15 protein-coding genes and 1 other RNA gene are annotated in these 18,209 nt (G+C 58.3%); 9 read left to right on the forward strand and 7 right to left on the reverse strand.

Features of this window, described 5'->3' with window-relative positions:
- The first annotated feature begins 74 nt into the window (after positions 1–74).
- The 3 genes from AC061P_RS07560 (at position 75) to sucB (ending at position 4,680) form a co-directional block, all read left to right on the forward strand.
- The gene (locus tag AC061P_RS07560; protein WP_480390815.1) at positions 75–1,562 is read left to right on the forward strand and encodes a leucyl aminopeptidase; all 1,488 of its coding nucleotides are present in this window, start codon (positions 75–77) and stop codon (positions 1,560–1,562) included.
- A gap of 97 nt (positions 1,563–1,659) precedes the next feature.
- Positions 1,660–3,033, forward strand: a complete 1,374-nt coding sequence (gene lpdA / locus AC061P_RS07565; protein WP_480390816.1) for a dihydrolipoyl dehydrogenase — start codon at positions 1,660–1,662, stop codon at positions 3,031–3,033.
- Positions 3,034–3,093: 60 nt separating this feature from the next.
- Entirely contained in the window at positions 3,094–4,680 is a 1,587-nt protein-coding gene (sucB, locus tag AC061P_RS07570) for a 2-oxoglutarate dehydrogenase, E2 component, dihydrolipoamide succinyltransferase (protein ID WP_449646787.1), read from the forward strand.
- A gap of 11 nt (positions 4,681–4,691) precedes the next feature.
- Here sucB and AC061P_RS07575 read toward each other — a convergent pair whose 3' ends face one another.
- Positions 4,692–5,912 (reverse strand): hypothetical protein, encoded by a 1,221-nt coding sequence (locus tag AC061P_RS07575; protein ID WP_480390817.1) that lies wholly within the window; start codon positions 5,910–5,912, stop codon positions 4,692–4,694.
- Between the two features lie 448 nt (positions 5,913–6,360).
- On the opposite strand from AC061P_RS07575, the gene AC061P_RS07580 reads away from it, so the two are divergent.
- Positions 6,361–7,077: a DUF4191 domain-containing protein gene (locus tag AC061P_RS07580; protein ID WP_480390818.1), complete on the forward strand. Its 717-nt coding sequence runs from the start codon at positions 6,361–6,363 to the stop codon at positions 7,075–7,077.
- Positions 7,078–7,127: 50 nt separating this feature from the next.
- On the opposite strand, the gene AC061P_RS07585 is transcribed toward AC061P_RS07580, so the two are convergent.
- On the reverse strand, positions 7,128–7,532 hold the full coding sequence (locus AC061P_RS07585; protein WP_480390819.1) for an RDD family protein: 405 nt from the start codon (positions 7,530–7,532) through the stop codon (positions 7,128–7,130).
- A 136-nt stretch (positions 7,533–7,668) separates the two neighbouring features.
- On the opposite strand from AC061P_RS07585, the gene glnA reads away from it, so the two are divergent.
- Positions 7,669–9,105: a type I glutamate--ammonia ligase gene (gene glnA / locus AC061P_RS07590; protein WP_449646791.1), complete on the forward strand. Its 1,437-nt coding sequence runs from the start codon at positions 7,669–7,671 to the stop codon at positions 9,103–9,105.
- Positions 9,106–9,169: 64 nt separating this feature from the next.
- Here glnA and AC061P_RS07595 read toward each other — a convergent pair whose 3' ends face one another.
- Both AC061P_RS07595 and AC061P_RS07600 read right to left on the reverse strand, forming a co-directional pair.
- Entirely contained in the window at positions 9,170–12,100 is a 2,931-nt protein-coding gene (locus AC061P_RS07595; RefSeq protein ID WP_480390820.1) for a bifunctional [glutamine synthetase] adenylyltransferase/[glutamine synthetase]-adenylyl-L-tyrosine phosphorylase, read from the reverse strand.
- A gap of 16 nt (positions 12,101–12,116) precedes the next feature.
- The gene (locus AC061P_RS07600) at positions 12,117–13,454 is read right to left on the reverse strand and encodes a glutamine synthetase family protein (RefSeq protein ID WP_449646793.1); all 1,338 of its coding nucleotides are present in this window, start codon (positions 13,452–13,454) and stop codon (positions 12,117–12,119) included.
- 150 nt (positions 13,455–13,604) lie between these two features.
- Between AC061P_RS07600 and panB the strand changes: the two genes are divergently transcribed.
- Positions 13,605–14,435 carry a 3-methyl-2-oxobutanoate hydroxymethyltransferase gene (gene panB / locus AC061P_RS07605; RefSeq protein ID WP_449646794.1) on the forward strand — a complete coding sequence of 277 codons (831 nt, stop codon included), beginning with the start codon at positions 13,605–13,607 and terminating at the stop codon, positions 14,433–14,435.
- Between the two features lie 32 nt (positions 14,436–14,467).
- On the opposite strand, the gene AC061P_RS07610 is transcribed toward panB, so the two are convergent.
- Positions 14,468–14,635 (reverse strand): methionine aminopeptidase, encoded by a 168-nt coding sequence (locus AC061P_RS07610; protein ID WP_449646795.1) that lies wholly within the window; start codon positions 14,633–14,635, stop codon positions 14,468–14,470.
- A gap of 48 nt (positions 14,636–14,683) precedes the next feature.
- Between AC061P_RS07610 and map the strand changes: the two genes are divergently transcribed.
- Genes map through AC061P_RS07625 form a run of 3 tightly spaced genes read left to right on the forward strand, consistent with a single transcriptional unit; the run spans position 14,684 to position 17,031 of the window.
- Positions 14,684–15,550, forward strand: coding sequence for a type I methionyl aminopeptidase (map, locus tag AC061P_RS07615; RefSeq protein WP_480390821.1), 867 nt, complete (start codon positions 14,684–14,686; stop codon positions 15,548–15,550).
- A 20-nt stretch (positions 15,551–15,570) separates the two neighbouring features.
- Positions 15,571–16,317: a polyphosphate--glucose phosphotransferase gene (gene ppgK, locus AC061P_RS07620; protein WP_449646797.1), complete on the forward strand. Its 747-nt coding sequence runs from the start codon at positions 15,571–15,573 to the stop codon at positions 16,315–16,317.
- A 3-nt stretch (positions 16,318–16,320) separates the two neighbouring features.
- Positions 16,321–17,031 (forward strand): VIT1/CCC1 transporter family protein, encoded by a 711-nt coding sequence (locus AC061P_RS07625; RefSeq protein ID WP_480390822.1) that lies wholly within the window; start codon positions 16,321–16,323, stop codon positions 17,029–17,031.
- Positions 17,032–17,040: 9 nt separating this feature from the next.
- Here the strand turns inward: AC061P_RS07625 and rnpB are convergent.
- Positions 17,041–17,411: RNase P RNA component class A (gene rnpB / locus AC061P_RS07630), an RNA gene on the reverse strand.
- 56 nt (positions 17,412–17,467) lie between these two features.
- Positions 17,468–18,208, reverse strand: coding sequence for a zinc ribbon domain-containing protein (locus AC061P_RS07635; protein ID WP_480390823.1), 741 nt, complete (start codon positions 18,206–18,208; stop codon positions 17,468–17,470).
- Position 18,209 lies beyond the last annotated feature (1 nt).

Below are 18,209 nucleotides of genomic sequence, written 5' to 3' on the forward strand. Positions count from 1 at the left end.
GCATCCTGAGGATTACGGCCCACAACATCAAGCTGCTAGCGAACACGCAGCCGGATGCTGGATATCATGAGGGTATGACCGTTGCTACTTTGCATTTGTCCACCGCGCCCGCCTCTGAAATTGAATCCGATGTACTCGTAATTGGGGTGGTAAAGACGGAATCTGGACCGCAATTGGTCGACAGTTCTGCCGCGCTTGCGCCTTTTGCTGACGCGCTGAAGATCATCGGCGCGACTGGCGCTCAGGATGAGCTTTACCGCATCCCCGCTTCCGGAATCTCAGCACCAGCAGTTGCCTTCATCGGCCTCGGAGACAAGGAAGTTACCGCCGAGGTTGTGCGCTACGCCGCTGGCTCCGCTGCTCGCCAGTTGAAGGGTGCTGCGCACATTTCTCTCGCCTTAGGTATCGAATCATCTGAGGACACGCTCGCGGCCCTAGAAGGCGCAGCGATCGGCGCATACTCCTACGACGTCTACCGGTCAACTGCACCCGATGCCGCAAAGAGCCTTGCCGCCACGATCACGGTAGTAAGCCCGGCAGACGACCCTGCGTTAGTAGAGCGCGCGCTCATCATCGCCCATGCCACCCACGTGACCCGCGACCTTGTCAATCAAGCTCCCGGTGAGCTCTACCCCGCTACCTTCGCTGAACGCGCAAGTGCGCTGGCCGATCTCGATAATATCGAGGTAGAAATCCTTGCCGAGAAAGAACTCGAAGATGGCGGATATGGCGGCATCCTCGGTGTAGGTCAAGGATCGAGCCGCGGACCCCGACTGGTGAAGCTCAGCTACAACCCGGCAGGCGCCACCAAGCACCTTGCACTGGTTGGTAAAGGAATCACGTTTGATTCCGGCGGGCTATCACTCAAACCAGGACTCGGCATGATCGGCATGAAGTTCGACATGAGTGGCGCAGCAACCGTCATGGCTGTAGTCGAAGCGTGCGCGAAACTCGGCACCAAGGTTCGCCTTACTGCGTGGCTCTGCCTTGCGGAAAACATGCCATCTGGCACCGCTATCCGCCCCAACGATGTACTGACCATTCGCGGCGGTAAGACCGTTGAAGTCCTCAACACGGATGCTGAGGGCCGCCTGGTCATGGCCGATGGCCTCGTCGCCGCCAGCGAAGAGAACCCCGATGCCATTGTCGATATCGCGACGCTCACCGGCGCGGCGGTTGTCGCCCTCGGAAATCGCTATGCGGGGACAATGGGCGACAAGGAACTCGTAGGTCAGGTAGTTGCGGTTGCTGATCGAGTCGGAGAGCCTTTCTGGCCAATGCCGATCAGCCCAGAACTGCGCCCGATGCTTGCCTCGGACATTGCGGACATCGCCAACATAAAGGCGGGGAACTCGGCGGGAGGCATGCTGATCGCTGCCGCTTTCCTTAAGGACTTCGTTGGCAAGCGCGCTGACAGCACCGAAACTATCCCGTGGGCGCACATCGATATTGCCGGGCCTTCCGATAATCGCGCCACTGGCTGGGGTTACATCGGCAAGGGCGCAACCGGAATCGGTGTAAGAACGCTCATCGAACTGGCCGAGGAATTTTCTCGACCGTAGTAAGGTTTTTACGCGGGTACTTTCCGCACCATCCGGTCGCACCGTGAACACACTCTGCGTACCGTCGAACAAATTTCCTTACAGAGGAGCTGCTGTATTGGCTGAGCACAATTTTGACCTTGTCGTTCTTGGTGGAGGAAGCGGTGGCTACGCAGCCGCGTTGCGCGCCTCCGAACTGGGCATGACCGTTGGCTTGATCGAGAAGGGCAAGCTCGGCGGCACGTGTCTCCACGTCGGCTGCATTCCGACGAAGGCGCTTCTCCACTCGGCAGAAGTTGCTGACGTTACTCGGGAAGCGGCTAAGTACGGCGTAAACACCACCCTTGAAGGCATTGACATCGCGGGGGTAACGAAGTACCGCCAGGACATCGTTGCCAGCAAGTACAAGGGCCTTCAGGGACTCATCAAGATGCGCGGAATCACCGTCATCGAGGGCGAGGGCAAGCTTGTCGCGCCCAATACCGTCCAGGTCGGTGAAGACACCGTAGTTGGCAAGAATGTAGTTCTTGCCACAGGTTCCTACTCTCGCTCGCTTCCCGGTCTCGAAATCGGCGGTCGAGTAATCACCTCCGAACAGGCTCTTGAACTCGACTTCGTTCCGAAGAAGGTTGCCGTTCTCGGCGGCGGCGTCATCGGTGTCGAATTCTCTAGCGTGTGGAAGAGCTGGGGCGCCGACGTGACGATCATCGAAGGTCTCCCTCACCTCGTTCCCAATGAGGACGAATCCGTCAGCAAGCAGTTCGAACGTGCGTTCCGCCGTCGCGGAATCAACTTCCACACCGGTGTGCGCTTCAAGAGCGTTGAGCAGAACGATGACGGTGTCGTTGTCACGCTGGAGAACGGTGAGACTGTCGAGGCGGAGCTTCTTCTGGTTGCTGTCGGGCGTGGACCATCCACTGCCGGGCTTGGCTTCGAAGAAGTTGGCATCGAAATGGATCGCGGCTTCGTGCTAACCAATGACCGACTCGCAACCAACGTTCCCGGCATCTACGCCGTAGGCGACATTGTTCCTGGCCTCCAGCTCGCACACCGCGGGTTCCAGCAAGGAATCTTCGTTGTCGAAGAAATCGCTGGCCTCAAGCCGATCGTTATCGACGACCTCAACATCCCCAAGGTCACGTACAGCGACCCTGAAGTTGCCTCCATAGGTCTCAGCGAAACGAAGGCCATTGAGCTTCACGGCGCGGACAACGTCAAGGCTTACGACTACAACCTTGGCGGAAACGGCAAGAGCGCCATCATCGGTACTGCTGGATCGATCAAGGTAGTTCGGGTAGTCGACGGGCCCGTCATCGGCGTCCACATGATTGGTGCACGAGTAGGCGAACTGATTGGTGAAGCACAGCTCATCGTCAACTGGGAAGCGCATCCAGAGGACATTACGCCGCTGCTTCACGCACACCCCACCCAAAACGAGGCCCTCGGCGAGGCATTCCTCGCTCTGGCCGGTAAACCGCTTCACGCGGTATAGGCTCCGCCTCAACCACGGAACTAAGCTATTGATGACAAGCATCACAAAGGAGCAGTACTGATGAGCGAATCCGTTAACCTTCCGGCACTCGGCGAGAGTGTCACCGAGGGCACGGTGACCCGCTGGCTTAAGCAAGTCGGCGATAGCGTAGAGGTCGATGAGCCCCTACTCGAGGTCTCAACTGACAAGGTCGACACGGAGATTCCTTCTCCTGTCGCCGGCGTCATCGAAGAGATCCTGGTCGCCGAAGACGAAACAGTAGAAGTGGGCACTGCACTGGTACGAATCGGTGACGGATCTGGCGGCTCTGATGCTGCTCCCGCCGCCGAACCCGCCGCCGCTGAAGCTGAGGCGACCGCCCCGGCTGCTGAGGCCGCTACCGAGGCTGCGCCCGCTGCTGAAGCTGCGCCCGCTGCTGAAGCACCAGCTCAAGAAGCACCAGCTCAAGAACAGCCCGAAGCGACACCTGCTGCGGCTGAGCCCGAGCCAACTCCGGCTGCGGCGCCTTCCGCTGAAGCTCCGGCTTCCGAGCAAGCCCCCGCTGAGGAAGCTCCTGCCGCTGAGCAGGCTCCTGCCGAGGAAACTCAGGCGACTGAGGCTGCAGCTACTGAGGCTGCGCCTGCTGCTGAAGCTCCGGCTCACGCTGCAGCAGAAGCTAGTGTCGAGTCCAACAGCGACACTAAGACTGATGACTCTGACGCTGACGATTCCGAGGCTGATGACTCCGACGCTGATGACTCGCAGGCCGGGTACCTCACTCCCCTCGTGCGCAAGCTAGCTAATGAGCGTGGTGTTGACTTGAGCACAATCACCGGTACCGGTGTTGGTGGTCGAATTCGTAAGCAGGATGTTCTCGAAGCAAGCGAAAAGGCCGCTAACGTAGAAGCGCCCGCGGCTGCTGCAAGTGCACCCGCTGCTCGCGAAGTTTCACCGTTGCGCGGAACGACAGTACCGATGTCTCGCTTGCGCAAGGTCATCGCTGAGCGTGCCGTCATTTCGATGCAGTCCTCCGCGCAACTCACCTCGGTGGTTGAGGTCGATGTCACCGCAGTGGCCAACTTCCGCACTTCGGTCAAGGACAAGTTCCTAGAGAAGACCGGAACGAAGCTTTCGTTCTTGCCATTCTTTGCCCTTGCGGCAGCTGAAGCACTCACGTCGAACCCGATTATCAACGCGACAATCGAAGGCAACTCGATCGTGTACCCTGCGCAGGAAAACATCAGCATTGCTGTCGACACCGAGCGTGGGCTCCTCACACCGGTCATCCGCGACGCGGCATCGCTTGACCTTGCAGGACTCGCTGGAGAGATCGCCGATCTCGCCAAGCGAACCCGCGACAACAAGCTCACGCCCGACGAGCTTTCTGGAGGAACGTTTACGCTAACTAACACAGGTTCGCGCGGCGCACTCTTCGACACTCCGATTGTGTTCCTCCCGCAATCCGCCATCCTCGGCACCGGAATCGTCACGAAGAAGCCCGTTGTCATCAGCGACGCTAACGGTGACTCAATCGGCATCCGCTCGATGGTCTACTTGGCTCTCAGCTACGATCACCGCATCGTAGATGGCGCCGACGCAGCTCGTTTCCTCGTTGACATGAAGAACCGTCTCGAGGGTGGCGATTTCGCCGACAAGCTCGGAATCTAGATAACTACGCACTACTGAGCAAGCGTGTAGCTTCTTATTCGCCAACCGGCCTCGCCCTTCACCAGAAGGATCGAGGCCGGTTTGCTTGTATCCGCTGTCGCGAACTCAAAAAGGACGCTATCCCCAAGTTGTTGAACTTCCACACTTTTCTCGATAGCGAAAAGCGACGCAGTCGGGAACTCACCGCCAGCGAGTACGGCGTTGACCAGCGCGACATCGCTCGCATACGACGGGGTGCCGACAAGAGAAACAGACTCAAGACACACCGTGGAGAGGTCTCGAAGACATTCTGACCTGGCCTTCAACAACACAGGCAATGCATCCGCGGCCTCACCCCCGAGCAGCGCCACCGATACCGGCGCATCGACCGTTTCCTCAGTGATTTCAGTTGGTTCTTCCTCCACCGGACCGGAGAGTCGATTCGCCTGCACTGCAGCCTCGCCCTCATCGGTTGCATCGACGGCGAGGACCACGCCAGCGAGCAACACACAGAGTAGGCCAGCAGTCGCGAACAGCCACGTTCGCTTGCGAACGGGCCTGCACCACGCAGATGCCGCACGAATCCCCGCCGCGCTCCGCCGGCGCACTAACTCAAGCACCTGCGTGAGGTCAAGGTCGAGCCACGGCGGTAGAGCAAGAACGGAACTGGCTTCGCTCTCAGTGTGCACCGCACGATCGACGACAGCACTCACGCGGAGGGCGGTCGGTTCCTCAGCGGCGGACTGGGGGGCATCGCTGTTGAGCCGCAGCGGCTCAGGAGCGCCAATGCTGAACAGTTGCCTCTCTAGGTGGTGATCCCAGTTGGGTTCATCGAAGTGAGCATCGTCAGCGAGCCAATCATCGAGCTCGCACACCGCACGCTGCCCGTCTCGATCACCGCGCACAGCGGCGAGAACGCTTCGAGCGAGCTGTGCCAACAATCGACGATCATCGGTGAAAGCACAGTTAATCTGGAGCTCGTGAGGTGTTCGCGGTGCGGTATGAAGCTGCGCGAAACTGAAATCAGTAAAGAATGGGCACCCCGTCTCATCAAATTGGACGGCATCCAGATTTATTGCGACGATCGCGACACCCGATCGATGCGCACGGCCGAGTGACGTCAGGAGCGGTGCAACGATCGTGATCGCCTCGCCTGGACGCAACGAGTCGCGATCGCGCAGAATCTTTCGGAGCGAAACGCCTCCGCCCCATCGCACGACCAGAATCGGCTCGTCGTCCGCGGACGCAGCCACATCGTCGATATCGGGAACGTGACGACCACTAGCCAGAGAGAGACAGTGGATCTCATTAAGTATTTGCGTGCTCGTCGTGGTCTTCGGGAATTGTTTGAGAGATCGAATTTCAGGCCAGCTTTCCGCAGATGATTGCGGAGTTACAGAGTGCTGATCTTGTGCGGATATCCGCTTCCGCCGTCGAGCGTGGGCAAGAACAAGGCGTGCCCGAGCGTTCTCTTCCAGAACCCGAACACTCCTATAGCCAGCCACAACGTCATCAGTCACGGAACCATTCTTTGCGGAGAATTCCGGGGGCACTGGGGACGAGAGGCGAGCTGGGGAAAACCGTCCATTACCCCTACCCGTTGGGGCGAGGTGGGCGCGCCTCTCCTTTGAGAACGATCCGATTGCGGCGAGAGCTCAGATCCGGAATTCCGGAACGCGCTCTAGGCCGTATCCTAGAAGCATGGCACGCAGAGAAAAGACGACAAAGGCTCCAAAAGAACCAGGCCGCATCAAGCAGATGTATCAGGTCTTCCAGATGACGAGGCGGTACGACAACCTCGCAGTATGGTTCTTCTTGCTCGCATTCCTGCTGCCGATAGTCGTCGGACTCGCCCTTGCGTTCCTGCTCTCTGCAGACAACGTACTCGGCTTCGTCCTCTATATCATTGCTGGCGCTATGGCTGGACTCCTCGCCTTCCTCATCGTTCTCGGTCGTCGCGCCGAACGCGCTGCCTACTCGCAGATCGCTGGCGAGCCCGGTGCAGTTGGCGCCGTTTTGAAGAGTTCTCTTCGCCGCGGCTGGACCGCGAGCGAAATGCCGGTCGCGATTAGCCCCAAGACCCAGGATGCTGTCTATCGTGCGGTCGGCAAGGGTGGCGTCGCACTAATCGGCGAAGGCCCGCGAAGCCGCACGCAAAAGATGCTTGAAGACGAACGTCGCAAGCTTGTTCGCTTCTTGCCCAACGTTCCCGTCCATTTCATTTATGTCGGCCCTGACGCTGAGTCGGTGCCGCTTCACAAACTTGCCCCCGCCCTCGGTCGACTCAAGAGCGTTCTCCGCAAGCCAGAAATACTCGCGATTTCGAATCGTCTTACGTCCCTCGACAAGAATGGGCTGCCCATTCCCAAGGGAATCGATCCGATGAAAGCCCGCGCGCAGCGCTCACAACGCGCTTAGCACTTCTCGCGCCACGTGCAGGAGTGTGCTGCTTGCGCAGACCTGCCGGGCTAGCGACGAACGAGTAGAGTCCCTGCTAGTCGATCGTGCATGCCTCGCTGATCGATGTCCCAAATCACCGCCGGGATCACAATGGCCATGAGGAGCGTTCTCACAATGGGACGCCAGACACCGAGGTAGCCTCCGGCAAGGGGCACCACTCGCATCCCCATAATGAGGTGCCCGAAGCTGCCATTCGCTGTGATGAGCAAGACGATCTCGGCTGTCACGAAAACAGCAAGGGTCGCGAACGCGTCATAATCAAAAAAGGCAATCGATACAACGACGGCAAAACCCCAGTCGATCGCCAAGGCGACAAGGCGACGGCCGAGTCGCACAATCGAACGTGGGCCCTCGGCAGGGAGTCCGATTCGCTTGCCCGGCCACTGATCGTTAGAGTTTTGCTGCTGATTCACTGCCTCAGCCTAACCAATACCTCTCATGTAACACGCCCGAAACAATTCGGTGATGATTGTGAAACTCGGGTTCTGTACCCTAAGAGGTGGTTGTAACGACAGCCGATCGCCAATGAACACCTTGGAGTTCCACTCAATGTCTCATCCGAAGTTTTCCAATTCGTCTGAGGTTCTTGCATTTATCAAGGACACAGACGTGAAGTTTCTCGACATCCGGTTTACCGATCTGCCCGGAATCCAGCAGCACTTCAACATTCCTGCTGCCACCGTCGACGAAGACTTCTTCACCGTAGGCCAGCTCTTTGATGGTTCATCAATCCGCGGTTTCCAGTCGATCCACGAATCAGACCTCCAGCTCATCCCCGACGTCACCACCGCATACGTTGACCCGTTCCGTGTCGAGCGCACCCTCATCATCATTTTCGACATCTACAACCCGCGCAATGGTGAGATTTACCCTCGCGACCCGCGCCAGGTAGCCAAGAAGGCTGAGAAGTACCTCACGTCGACAGGAATCGCCGACACTGCTTTCTTCGCCTCCGAGGCAGAGTTCTACATCTTCGACGATGTTCGCTACGAAGTAAGCGCCAACAAGAGCTTCTACGAAGTTGACTCCAGCGAAGGTGCTTGGAACAGCGGACGCACGGAAGAAGGCGGAAACCTCGCAAACAAAACGCCATTCAAGGGCGGCTACTTCCCCGTCTCCCCCGTCGACCAGCACGCTGACTTGCGCGACGACATCGTCGTCAAGCTCATCGATGTCGGACTCGACGTCGAACGCAGCCACCACGAGGTCGGCACGGCAGGGCAGGGTGAGATCAACTACAAGTTCGACACTCTGGTTCACGCTGGCGACGACATCCTCAAGTTCAAGTACATCGTCAAGAACACGGCGAACGAATGGGGCAAGACTGCAACGTTCATGCCGAAGCCGCTCTTTGGCGACAACGGTTCGGGAATGCACACGCACCAGTCGCTGTGGAACGACGGAACTCCGTTGTTCTATGACGAAAAGGGCTATGGCGGACTCAGCGACGTGGCTCGTTGGTACATCGGTGGACTGCTCAAGCACGCACCAGCGGTGCTCGCATTCACCAACCCGACCGTCAACTCGTACCGTCGTTTGATCCCAGGATTCGAAGCTCCCGTGAACCTCGTGTACTCGGCCGGAAACCGTTCGGCTTCCATCCGTATTCCGATTACCGGAACGAACCCCAAGGCAAAGCGCATCGAGTTCCGCGCACCCGACGCATCAGGTAACCCCTACCTCGCGTTCGCTGCCCAGCTCATGGCTGGCCTTGACGGCATCAAGAACAAAATTGAGCCGCACGAGCCAGTCGACAAGGACCTCTACGAATTGCCTCCCGAGGAAGCACGCCTGATTCCTCAGGTTCCTGCCTCTCTTGAAGAAGCTCTCGTAGCTCTCGAAGGTGACCACGAGTTCCTCATGGAAGGAAACGTCTTCACCAAGGACCTCATTGAGACCTGGATCGACTACAAGCGTACGAACGAACTGCTCCCATTCGCACAGCGCCCGCACCCGTACGAGTACGAACTGTACTTCGGCGTCTAAGCGCTAACACAGCACATAATCGGGTCGCACCTTTCGGGGTGCGGCCCGATTTGCGTTAACCCGGCTAGCGGCGGACGGTATTCGCGACACCATAGAAGCGTCGCTCGAAGACCCGTCGAGCTCGGCGGGTTGCACGAAGGTAGTCTTCTTCGAGTTTGGTAGCAGAGCCAGGTGGGTACTCCAGCATTCGGGCTATACCCTCTAGCTGGAGCCGATCATTAGGAAGCACGTCGGCAGACTTTGACGTCCACAGGGTGATTGCGGAGCGTGCGCGCGAAGCCAAAATCCACGCTTCACGCAACCGGGCAGCATCAGAGGCAATGACGAGTTTTTCTGCCACAGCAGCGTCAAGTGCATCCAAAGTTGACGTCGTGCGGAGCCCCGGCACCCGTGCGCCGTGCTGGAGTTGAAGCAACTGGACAAACCACTCGACATCGCTAATCGACCCGCGTCCCAGTTTGAGGTGTCGCGAGGGGTCAGCAGCTTGCGGAAGTCGTTCGGACTCGACTCTGGCTTTGATCCGCTTCACTTCGCGTACATCTTGGGGAGAAATCGCTTTCGGATAGCGAACACCATTAGCCAAGGTTTCAAAGTCGTTTAGCAGCCCCAGATCGCCCGCTACGCCGCGCGCACGCAACAACGCCTGTGCTTCCCACGTGAGTGACCAACGCTCGTAGTAGGCCTGATAGGAGTCCAATGAGCGCACTACTGCGCCGTTCTTCCCCTCTGGCCGCAAGTCGAGATCCAAGTCGAGCGGCAACTTCACATCTTCCGTGATGCGTTTGAGCCCCTTAGCGAGAGCTTCCGCTCGTTTGGCGGCAACTTCACTCTCGGCATCCGTTGCTCGGTAGACGTACATCACGTCGGTATCTGAGCCGAAGCCAGACTCCGCACCGCCGTAGCGCCCCATCGCAATTACGCCGAACTCTATGCCGTCGGGCTCGGGCCGGAGCACCGCCAACGCGCCCTCGAGGATTGTTGTGGTCACATCACTGAGACCACGGCCCAACTCCTGAATAGAAATAACTCCGAGGATCGAGCCAAGTGCGAGACGTAACACCTCACGTCGCCTCGCAGTGCGCAGCGCGACAGCCGCGGCATCCTCGTCACCGCGATGACGCGCGACGATTGCTCGTGCCTCATCCCGCAAGACGTCCGCCGATCGGGGGCGAAGCTCCTTCTCGGATTCCAACCAGGCGGCCGCCTCGGGAATCCTCTCAAAAAGCCCACCGACATACTTCGATGAGGAGAGCACTTGGGTGAGCCGCTCCGCTGCCCCTGAGGAGTCTCGCAGCATCCGCAGGAACCAGTACGCCTCTCCGAGAGCCTCGCTGAGTCGTCGAAAAGCCAAAAGCCCATAGTCGGGGTCCGCTCCGTCAGCGAACCATTGCAACATGACGGGAAGAAGTGTCTTTTGCACAGTCGCTCGGCGGCTGACTCCCCCGGTGAGTGCCGCAATATGGGCAAGAGCACCTTTCGGATCGAGGAAGCCGATAGCAGCAAGTCGCGCCGACGCCTGATCGCTAGACAGCGCGAGCCCTTCTTCTGGAAGAGCGGCGACAGCTGAAAGGAGCGGGCGATAGAACAGGCGCTCGTGCAAACGACGAACCGCAATCTTGGTCCGCTGCCACTGCTCGGTCAGATCACTTGCACTCTTAGCAACACCAGTAGCGCGAGCCAAGACGCGCAGATCATCAGGATCGCGCGGCATCAGGTGAGTGCGCCGCAGTCGTGACAACTGGATGCGATGCTCCAATAGGCGGAGGAACCGGTAATCACGCGCAAACTCGCCCGCCTCAGTACGGCCGATATAGCCCTGCTCCGCTAGAGCGATGAGTGCCCGCAGACTCGAAGTTTGACGCACTTCTTCGTCGTTTTGTCCGTGCACAAGTTGCAGCAATTGAACAGTGAATTCAATATCACGCAAGCCACCGGGGCCCAGTTTGAGTTGCACGTCGCGTTCTTCTGGCGGGATGTTCTCTGTTACCCGCTCCCGCATCCGCTGGACCGACGCAACAAAGTTCTCGCGGGATGCACTCGACCACACCATCGGCGCAACTCCGGCAACGTAGCGTTCGCCGAGGTCCTGATCGCCCGCAATCGGTCGGGCCTTGAGGAGTGCTTGAAACTCCCAACTGTCTGCCCAGCGTTCGTAGTAGGCAAGATGCGATTCCAACGTACGAACCAGCGCACCGTCTTTGCCCTCTGGTCGGAGATTGGCGTCGACTTCCCACAGCCCGGGTTCAAGGGTGAGGTCATTGATTCCGCGCATCGTCTGAACAGCAAGGCTCGTTGCGATGTCGACAGCACGGTTCGCCTCGATGCCATCCGGCTCGGTGACAAAAATGACGTCGACATCCGACACATAATTGAGTTCGCGGGCGCCGGCTTTCCCCATTCCGATAATTGCGACCCGAGTGCCCGCGATATCAGATGCGGGAAAATTGACTGTGCGGCGAGCAATGTTTAGCGATTCTTCTAGCGCTGCCCCCGCGAGATCCGCCAGTGCCATCGCCACACGGTCCACAGCAGCAAGGGGATCTTCCTGCGCTAAATCCCACCCCGTTAGCTTGGCCAGTTCGCTCCGGTAGCGGATTCGCAATGCGACCCACGCGTCTTCGCCGTCAAGCCCCACCGTCGCCTCAGCCAGCTTCGCCACGTATTCTTCTGGCGTTGGCGGGCCCTCGATAGGCGAGCAAAGAGCATCCAATTCTTGAGGATGGCGGACAAAGAAATCGCCCAACCCGGATGACGCACCCAAGATCTGCACAAGACGCACCGCAGCGGCAGCGTCTTCGAGGATGAGTTCAAGCTTTTCTGGTGCCGTTTCGGAGAGCGATAACAGCAGCCGTAACGCCTGATCGGGATCTGCCGCTCGCGCGAAAAGTTGCGGAACTTCAGGACGATCGAGAGCAAGAAGCCGCTCACGCGCTTCGCTCAGTTCTAGGAAACCCAGCTTGGCGAGTTCGGTCAGAGTATAGGGAGACTTAGACATGAGACGTCGGCGTCCTCTAGAGAATCTCTAGGTTGCTCTCCAGCTCATAGGGAGTCACCTGAGCGCCGTATGCCTTCCATTCGCGTCGCTTGTTGAGGAGAACGAAATTGAAGACCTGCTCCCCCAGCGTTTCAGCGACGAGCTCGGAACTCTCCATGATCGCGAGAGCATCATTGAGATTCGAGGGCAACTGCTCGTAGCCGAGAGCCCGGCGCTCGTGCTCGGAAAGGTCACCGACGGCGTCTTCAGCTTCTAGAGGTAATTCGTAGCCTTCTTCGATGCCTTTGAGCCCAGCAGCGAGCAAAAGCGAGTATGCCAAGTACGGGTTCGCTGCAGAATCGAGGGCACGGTATTCGATGCGAGCGCTCTGGCCCTTGCCTGGCTTGTACAGCGGAACCCGGACGAGTGCAGAACGGTTGTTGTGGCCCCACGTTACGAAGCTCGGCGCCTCGTCGCCACCCCAGAGCCGCTTGTAGGAGTTGACGAACTGGTTCGTGACCGCTGTAATTTCGGGTGCATGCTTGAGAACGCCAGCCATGAATTGCCGCCCGACCTTGGAAAGCTGGTAGTGACCGCTCGCGTCGTAGAACGCATTCTGGTCGCCTTCGAAGAGCGACATGTGGGTATGCATGCCAGAACCTGGCTGGTCGGACATCGGTTTCGGCATGAACGTTGCATAAACGCCCTGCTCGATTGCGACCTCTTTGATCACCGTGCGGAACGTCATGATGTTGTCAGCCGTCGTCAGCGCATCTGCGTAGCGAAGATCGATTTCGTTCTGGCCAGGACCAGACTCGTGGTGGCTGAACTCAACCGAAATGCCCAGGTCTTCGAGCATCCGCACAGAACGGCGACGGAAATCGTGTGCTGTTCCGCCAGGAACGTTGTCAAAGAAGCCGGCTGAATCGACGGGCTGCGGCTTACCGTTCTTCAGCTTGCTCGACTTGAGGAGGTAGAACTCGATCTCAGGATGTGTGTAGAAAGTAAAGCCGCGATCCGCAGCTTTTTCGAGTGTGCGCTTCAGAACATTGCGGGGGTCAGAAGCTGCAGGCTGGCCATCTGGCGTTGTGATGTCACAGAACATGCGTGCTGTGGGATCAATCTCGCCACGCCACGGCAGAATCTGGAAAGTTGTGGGGTCTGGATGCGCAAGCATGTCTGCTTCGTAAGCGCGGGTAAAACCTTCAATCGCTGAACCATCAAAGCCCAATCCTTCGGCAAACGCGCCCTCGATTTCGGCAGGAGCAACAGCAACGCTCTTGAGGGTTCCGACGACATCCGTAAACCAGAGACGAACGAACTTGATTCCACGTTCTTCGATCGTACGAAGAACGAAGTCGCGCTGCTTGTCCATTGACATTGAGTCCCTCGATCCGTGCCGTGTCGCGAAACCGCGACGTCGATTGTGCCTTCCTTAGGCTACTTGCTCTGAAGCGGCATTGCAGCGCAATCGCCGCCGCGCGACCCAATCATCGGCTGCTGCGGTGTCGTTAGACTTACCCGTATGACTGACCCTGCAGCAGCTGCCGCGCAAGCCAACCTGAAACGTGTCCGCACTCGCCATTTTCAGACGGCAAAAGAGAATGGCATCAAGATCGTTGGACTAACCAGCTATGACCAACTAACTGCTGGCATTTTTGACGAGTCCGGCATCGACTTTCTGCTAGTCGGGGACTCCGCAGGTAACAACGTTTACGGCTATGACACAACTTTGCCGGTCAGCATCGATGACCTCATTCCGCTCACGCGGGCGGTAGCAGGCGCTGTTACCCGCGCTTTTGTCGTTGCGGATCTCCCATTCGGCTCCTACGAGACTGGCCCGGATGAAGCCCTCCACACCGCGTTCCGGTTCATGAAAGAGACGGGCGCTCACGCCGTGAAGCTTGAAGGCGGAGTTCGCAGTGCCGAACAGATCCGTCGAATTGTCGACTCCGGCATCCCTCTCATGGCGCACATCGGCTTCACCCCGCAGAGTGAACACGGCCTCGGCGGGCACGTCATTCAAGGGCGAGGCGAAGGTTTCGAACAGTTGCTTGAGGATGCACTCGCGGTTCAAGAGGCCGGTGCATTCGCTGTTGTGCTTGAAATGGTTCCTGCGGATGCTGCCGCCAAGATCACCGAAGCGCTCAGGATCCCCACGATCGGTGTTGGCGCCGGCCCCCACGTTGACGGGCAGTTGCTCGTCTGGACGGACTGGGCGGGACTCACGAAGGGCCGCATCCCTAAATTTGTGAAGCAGTACGCCGATCTGCGTTCGACACTTTCCGGTGCCGTCTCTGAGTATCGCGCTGAAGTCGAAGCAGGAATCTATCCCACAGCGGAACACTCCTATTAGAGCGCCCCGCTGTAGAACAGCGCGGACACGACTTAGTCTGCCTTTTCCTCTTCGGCCCACTTGCGAGCTCGTTCGGCGATGATTTGGGGTGCGCGCTCAGCGCTCTCACGGCTATCAAACGGACCGTCCCGATCTACCCCGAGAGATTGTGGGCCCTCTTCGACTTCACCGGTCTTGTGGTTGTACCACCATTGCGTCATGGTCTAGTCCCTTCGTTAAGCACAAGGCTACGCCGGTAGACTGGTCAGATGCCTCGGAATAAATCTGGTCACCTCGTTCCGGGAGTAATCCCACCCCCACTCGCAGTTCCGTCGTCAATAACCCGTCCGGAGTATGTCGGCAAGAAGGCACCACGCCCGTTCACCGGGTCTGATGTCTACAGTGCAGAAGCGATTGACCGCATCCGTGAGTCTGGCAAGATCGCAGCCGGTGCTGTTGAAGCGGTAGGCGCCGCGGTCGCACCGGGCGTTACCACCGCACAACTCGACCAGATCGCTCACGAATACATGATCTCCCGTGGAGCCTACCCATCCACCCTGGGCTATCGGGGCTTTCCCAAATCGTGCTGCACGAGCATCAATGAGGTGATCTGTCACGGGATTCCCGATGACACCGTGCTAGAAGAAGGTGACATCATCAACATTGATATCACCGCATACAAAAACGGGATGCACGGAGACCTCAACAAGACCTTCCTGGTCGGCACAGTGTCAGAAGATGCGCGCAACCTCGTCGAGCGAACTCAAGAAGCACTCAATCGTGGAATTAAGGCTGTAGCTCCCGGCCGCCAGGTTAACGTCATAGGTCGTGCAATCGAGTCATACGCCAAGCGCTTCGGCTATGGCGTTGTTCGGGACTTTACTGGCCACGGAGTTGGCGAAGCCTTCCACTCCGGCCTCATCATTCCCCACTACGATTCGGCGCCGCAATTCAATGACGTCATTGAGGTCGGGATGGTCTTCACAATCGAACCAATGCTCACGCTCGGAACTCACGAGTGGGATCAATGGGAAGACGACTGGACGGTCACAACCCGCGACAAGAGTTTGACCGCACAATTCGAGCACACGATGGTCGTCACAGAACGCGGCACTGAAATTCTGACGCTTCCCTAACTACGCGAAAGAGACACACAATGACTCAGGCTCTAGGCATCGATATTGGCGGCACGGGAATCAAAGGTGCCATCGTCGATACAAGTACCGGAGAACTTGTCAGCGAGCGAAAGAAGCTCGCGACGCCCAAATCGGGCAAACCACACGCCATCATTGATGTCGTCGTCGAACTCATCGAGAAACTGGGTGGCATTCCTGAGGACATGCCCATCGGAATCTGCTTTCCTGCCATCGTTCACAACGGAAAAACCATGTCAGCAGCCAACATCTCTGACGAATGGATCGGCCTCGAAGCGGAAGAACTGTTCGAGAAAGCACTCGGGCGCGACATCCACTTTGTCAACGACGCGGATGCCGCTGGTGTCGCCGAAGTTCGCTACGGTGCAGCAAAAGGCGTTCGCGGTCTCGTGCTACTCACAACGCTGGGAACGGGAATCGGCAGCGCGCTGATCTACAACGGCACACTCATCCCGAACTCTGAGCTCGGCCACCTGCTCATTGGCGGTCGTGATGCCGAAAAGGGGGCATCTTTCGCAGCGAAGGAACGTCGCAGACTCAGTTGGAAATCGTGGGCAAAGCGACTGCAGCGCTACTATTCACACCTCGAGCTGCTCTTCTCCCCCGACCTCATCCTTGTCGGAGGCGGAGTCTCAAAAAGCCACGAAAAGTTCTTGCCATTATTGAAGCTCACTACCCCCATCATCCCTGCAGAGCTGCGCAACAACGCTGGAATTCTTGGCGCAGCCGCCCTTGCCGTAAAGGAATAGCTCGTGAGTATTCACCCGAATGAACCCCACACCGGAGATCTCGCAGGGCGCCTTAACTGGCTTCGTGCTGGAGTTCTGGGAGCCAATGATGGAATTGTGTCTGTTGCGGCGATTGTTGTCGGTGTTGCTGGAGCTACGTCAGCTATAGCGCCCATCCTCACTGCCGGCATTGCCGGGCTGGTCGGCGGTGCGATCTCGATGGCTCTTGGCGAGTACGTTTCCGTCAGCAGTCAAAGCGATAGCCAGCGCGCACTCATCGAGAAAGAAAGACGAGAACTTGCCGAAATGCCTGAAGAGGAACTTGCCGAGCTGACGGCGATTTATGAGTCAAAGGGCATCAGTTTGGCTACGGCCACGCAGGTAGCGAAAGAACTCACCGAACACGACGCGTTGGCCGCGCATCTGGAAGCCGAGCTCGGGATCACAGAACATGCCGTTGCTAGCCCGTGGGACGCTGCTGGAGCATCGGCGTTGGCATTCACCGTCGGTGGGATACTGCCGGTAGCAGCCATCCTTCTCGCTCCCGAACCGGTGCGGGTACTCGCAACATTCATCGCGGTGCTCACCGCGCTCATCATCACCGGTGCTCTCTCGGCTAGGGTCGGCGGCAACCATTGGCTGCGCCCTACGCTAAGAATTGTGATCGGTGGAGCACTGGCTCTCGCAACAACGTTCCTTATCGGAACTTTGCTCGGAACCTCAGGAATCGTCTAACCGAAGAGAAGAATGGGCCGGCTAGTACGCCGGGTTCTGTTCACACGAGACCGAGATCTCGTGCTGGACGGTCATCTATCTACGATGTACGTTGCCGCACACCTCTAGCGATCTACCCGAAGACTCGGCGAGCAGCCTTAGCGTCTTCTGTCTGATCTTGCTCCGGACGAGGTTTACCTAGCCGACCGAGTCACCCCGGCCGCTGGTGGTCTCTTACACCACCGTTTCACCCTTACCCCAGGTCGAAACCTGTGGCGGTCTGCTTTCTGTTGCACTGTTCTCGCGGGTTACCCCGGGTGGGTGTTACCCACCATCCTGCTCTACGGAGCCCGGACGTTCCTCGGTACCCTTGCGGGCAACGCGACCGTCTTGCCGACCCATTCAGCTGTCAAGCCTATCGTTCGAGCTGCAGGTGGCACACCACAGTGCTGTGGCGCTAGAGTCCGGACTGGTCCGTGCGCACCAGAATTGCTTCGCTGCTGGCACACATGATGACCGCATCGGGAGCTGCCGCGCGAATTTCTTGCATCTCGTTCTCGAGAAGCTTCACACCGGATGCCAAGGAAACGCCTCCTCGCAGGAGCGAAGCACCGGTTCCGTAGCGAGTGCGCTGGCGCTCGTAGAGAGCGAGGAGGTCTTCAGGAATCGTGCTCTGGAGCGCAGTACGCCCCGCCCGCACGGTGCCCAACTCGGCCTCAATCTCTCGAAGAGCTTCATCTCGGGCTGCTTCAAGCTCAGCAGTCTGGGCAGTAAGGTTTTGGCCCTGCTCAATGAGGTTGTCGACAACTTTCTGCTGACCCTCGAGGCGCTCCATAACGGCAAGCTCAATGTCTTCGAGGTTGCTCAAGCGCGTTCGCAGTGCGGTCAACTCGTGTTCGAAAGCCGCCGCGTCTTTTGCCGACGACGTTGCATCGAGACGGGCGCTGTCCCGAGCGATACGGGCGTCAACAACCTTCACATCGGAGTCAATACGACTCAGCTCAAGCTCGATATCTTCTTTGATTCCACGCTCTTCAAGAAGGGTCAGTTGAAGCTTGTCTCGGTGTTGTTGCAACTCCGCTAGTGCCTCGTGCTGCGGGAGCTTCTTGGTACGGTGCTCAAGCTGCGAAATCTTCGTGTCAAACGCCTGCAAGTCGAGGAGTAATGCCTGGTCGGCTGGGCTAGCAGTTAACGCCATA

This window comes from Rhodoglobus sp. G.S.4 (assembly GCF_056619605.1).

What these genes read in the sequence shown, in the direction of transcription:
- AC061P_RS07560 (WP_480390815.1), top strand. Translation starts at nt 75, where the DNA reads ATGACCGTTGCTACTTTGCATTTGTCCACCGCGCCCGCCTCTGAAATT.
- sucB (WP_449646787.1), top strand. Translation starts at nt 3,094, where the DNA reads ATGAGCGAATCCGTTAACCTTCCGGCACTCGGCGAGAGTGTCACCGAG.
- AC061P_RS07580 (WP_480390818.1), top strand. Translation starts at nt 6,361, where the DNA reads ATGGCACGCAGAGAAAAGACGACAAAGGCTCCAAAAGAACCAGGCCGC.
- glnA (WP_449646791.1), top strand. Translation starts at nt 7,669, where the DNA reads ATGTCTCATCCGAAGTTTTCCAATTCGTCTGAGGTTCTTGCATTTATC.
- AC061P_RS07595 (WP_480390820.1), bottom strand. Translation starts at nt 12,100, where the DNA reads ATGTCTAAGTCTCCCTATACTCTGACCGAACTCGCCAAGCTGGGTTTC.
- AC061P_RS07600 (WP_449646793.1), bottom strand. Translation starts at nt 13,454, where the DNA reads ATGGACAAGCAGCGCGACTTCGTTCTTCGTACGATCGAAGAACGTGGA.
- panB (WP_449646794.1), top strand. Translation starts at nt 13,605, where the DNA reads ATGACTGACCCTGCAGCAGCTGCCGCGCAAGCCAACCTGAAACGTGTC.
- AC061P_RS07610 (WP_449646795.1), bottom strand. Translation starts at nt 14,635, where the DNA reads ATGACGCAATGGTGGTACAACCACAAGACCGGTGAAGTCGAAGAGGGC.
- map (WP_480390821.1), top strand. Translation starts at nt 14,684, where the DNA reads ATGCCTCGGAATAAATCTGGTCACCTCGTTCCGGGAGTAATCCCACCC.
- ppgK (WP_449646797.1), top strand. Translation starts at nt 15,571, where the DNA reads ATGACTCAGGCTCTAGGCATCGATATTGGCGGCACGGGAATCAAAGGT.
- AC061P_RS07635 (WP_480390823.1), bottom strand. Translation starts at nt 18,208, where the DNA reads ATGGCGTTAACTGCTAGCCCAGCCGACCAGGCATTACTCCTCGACTTG.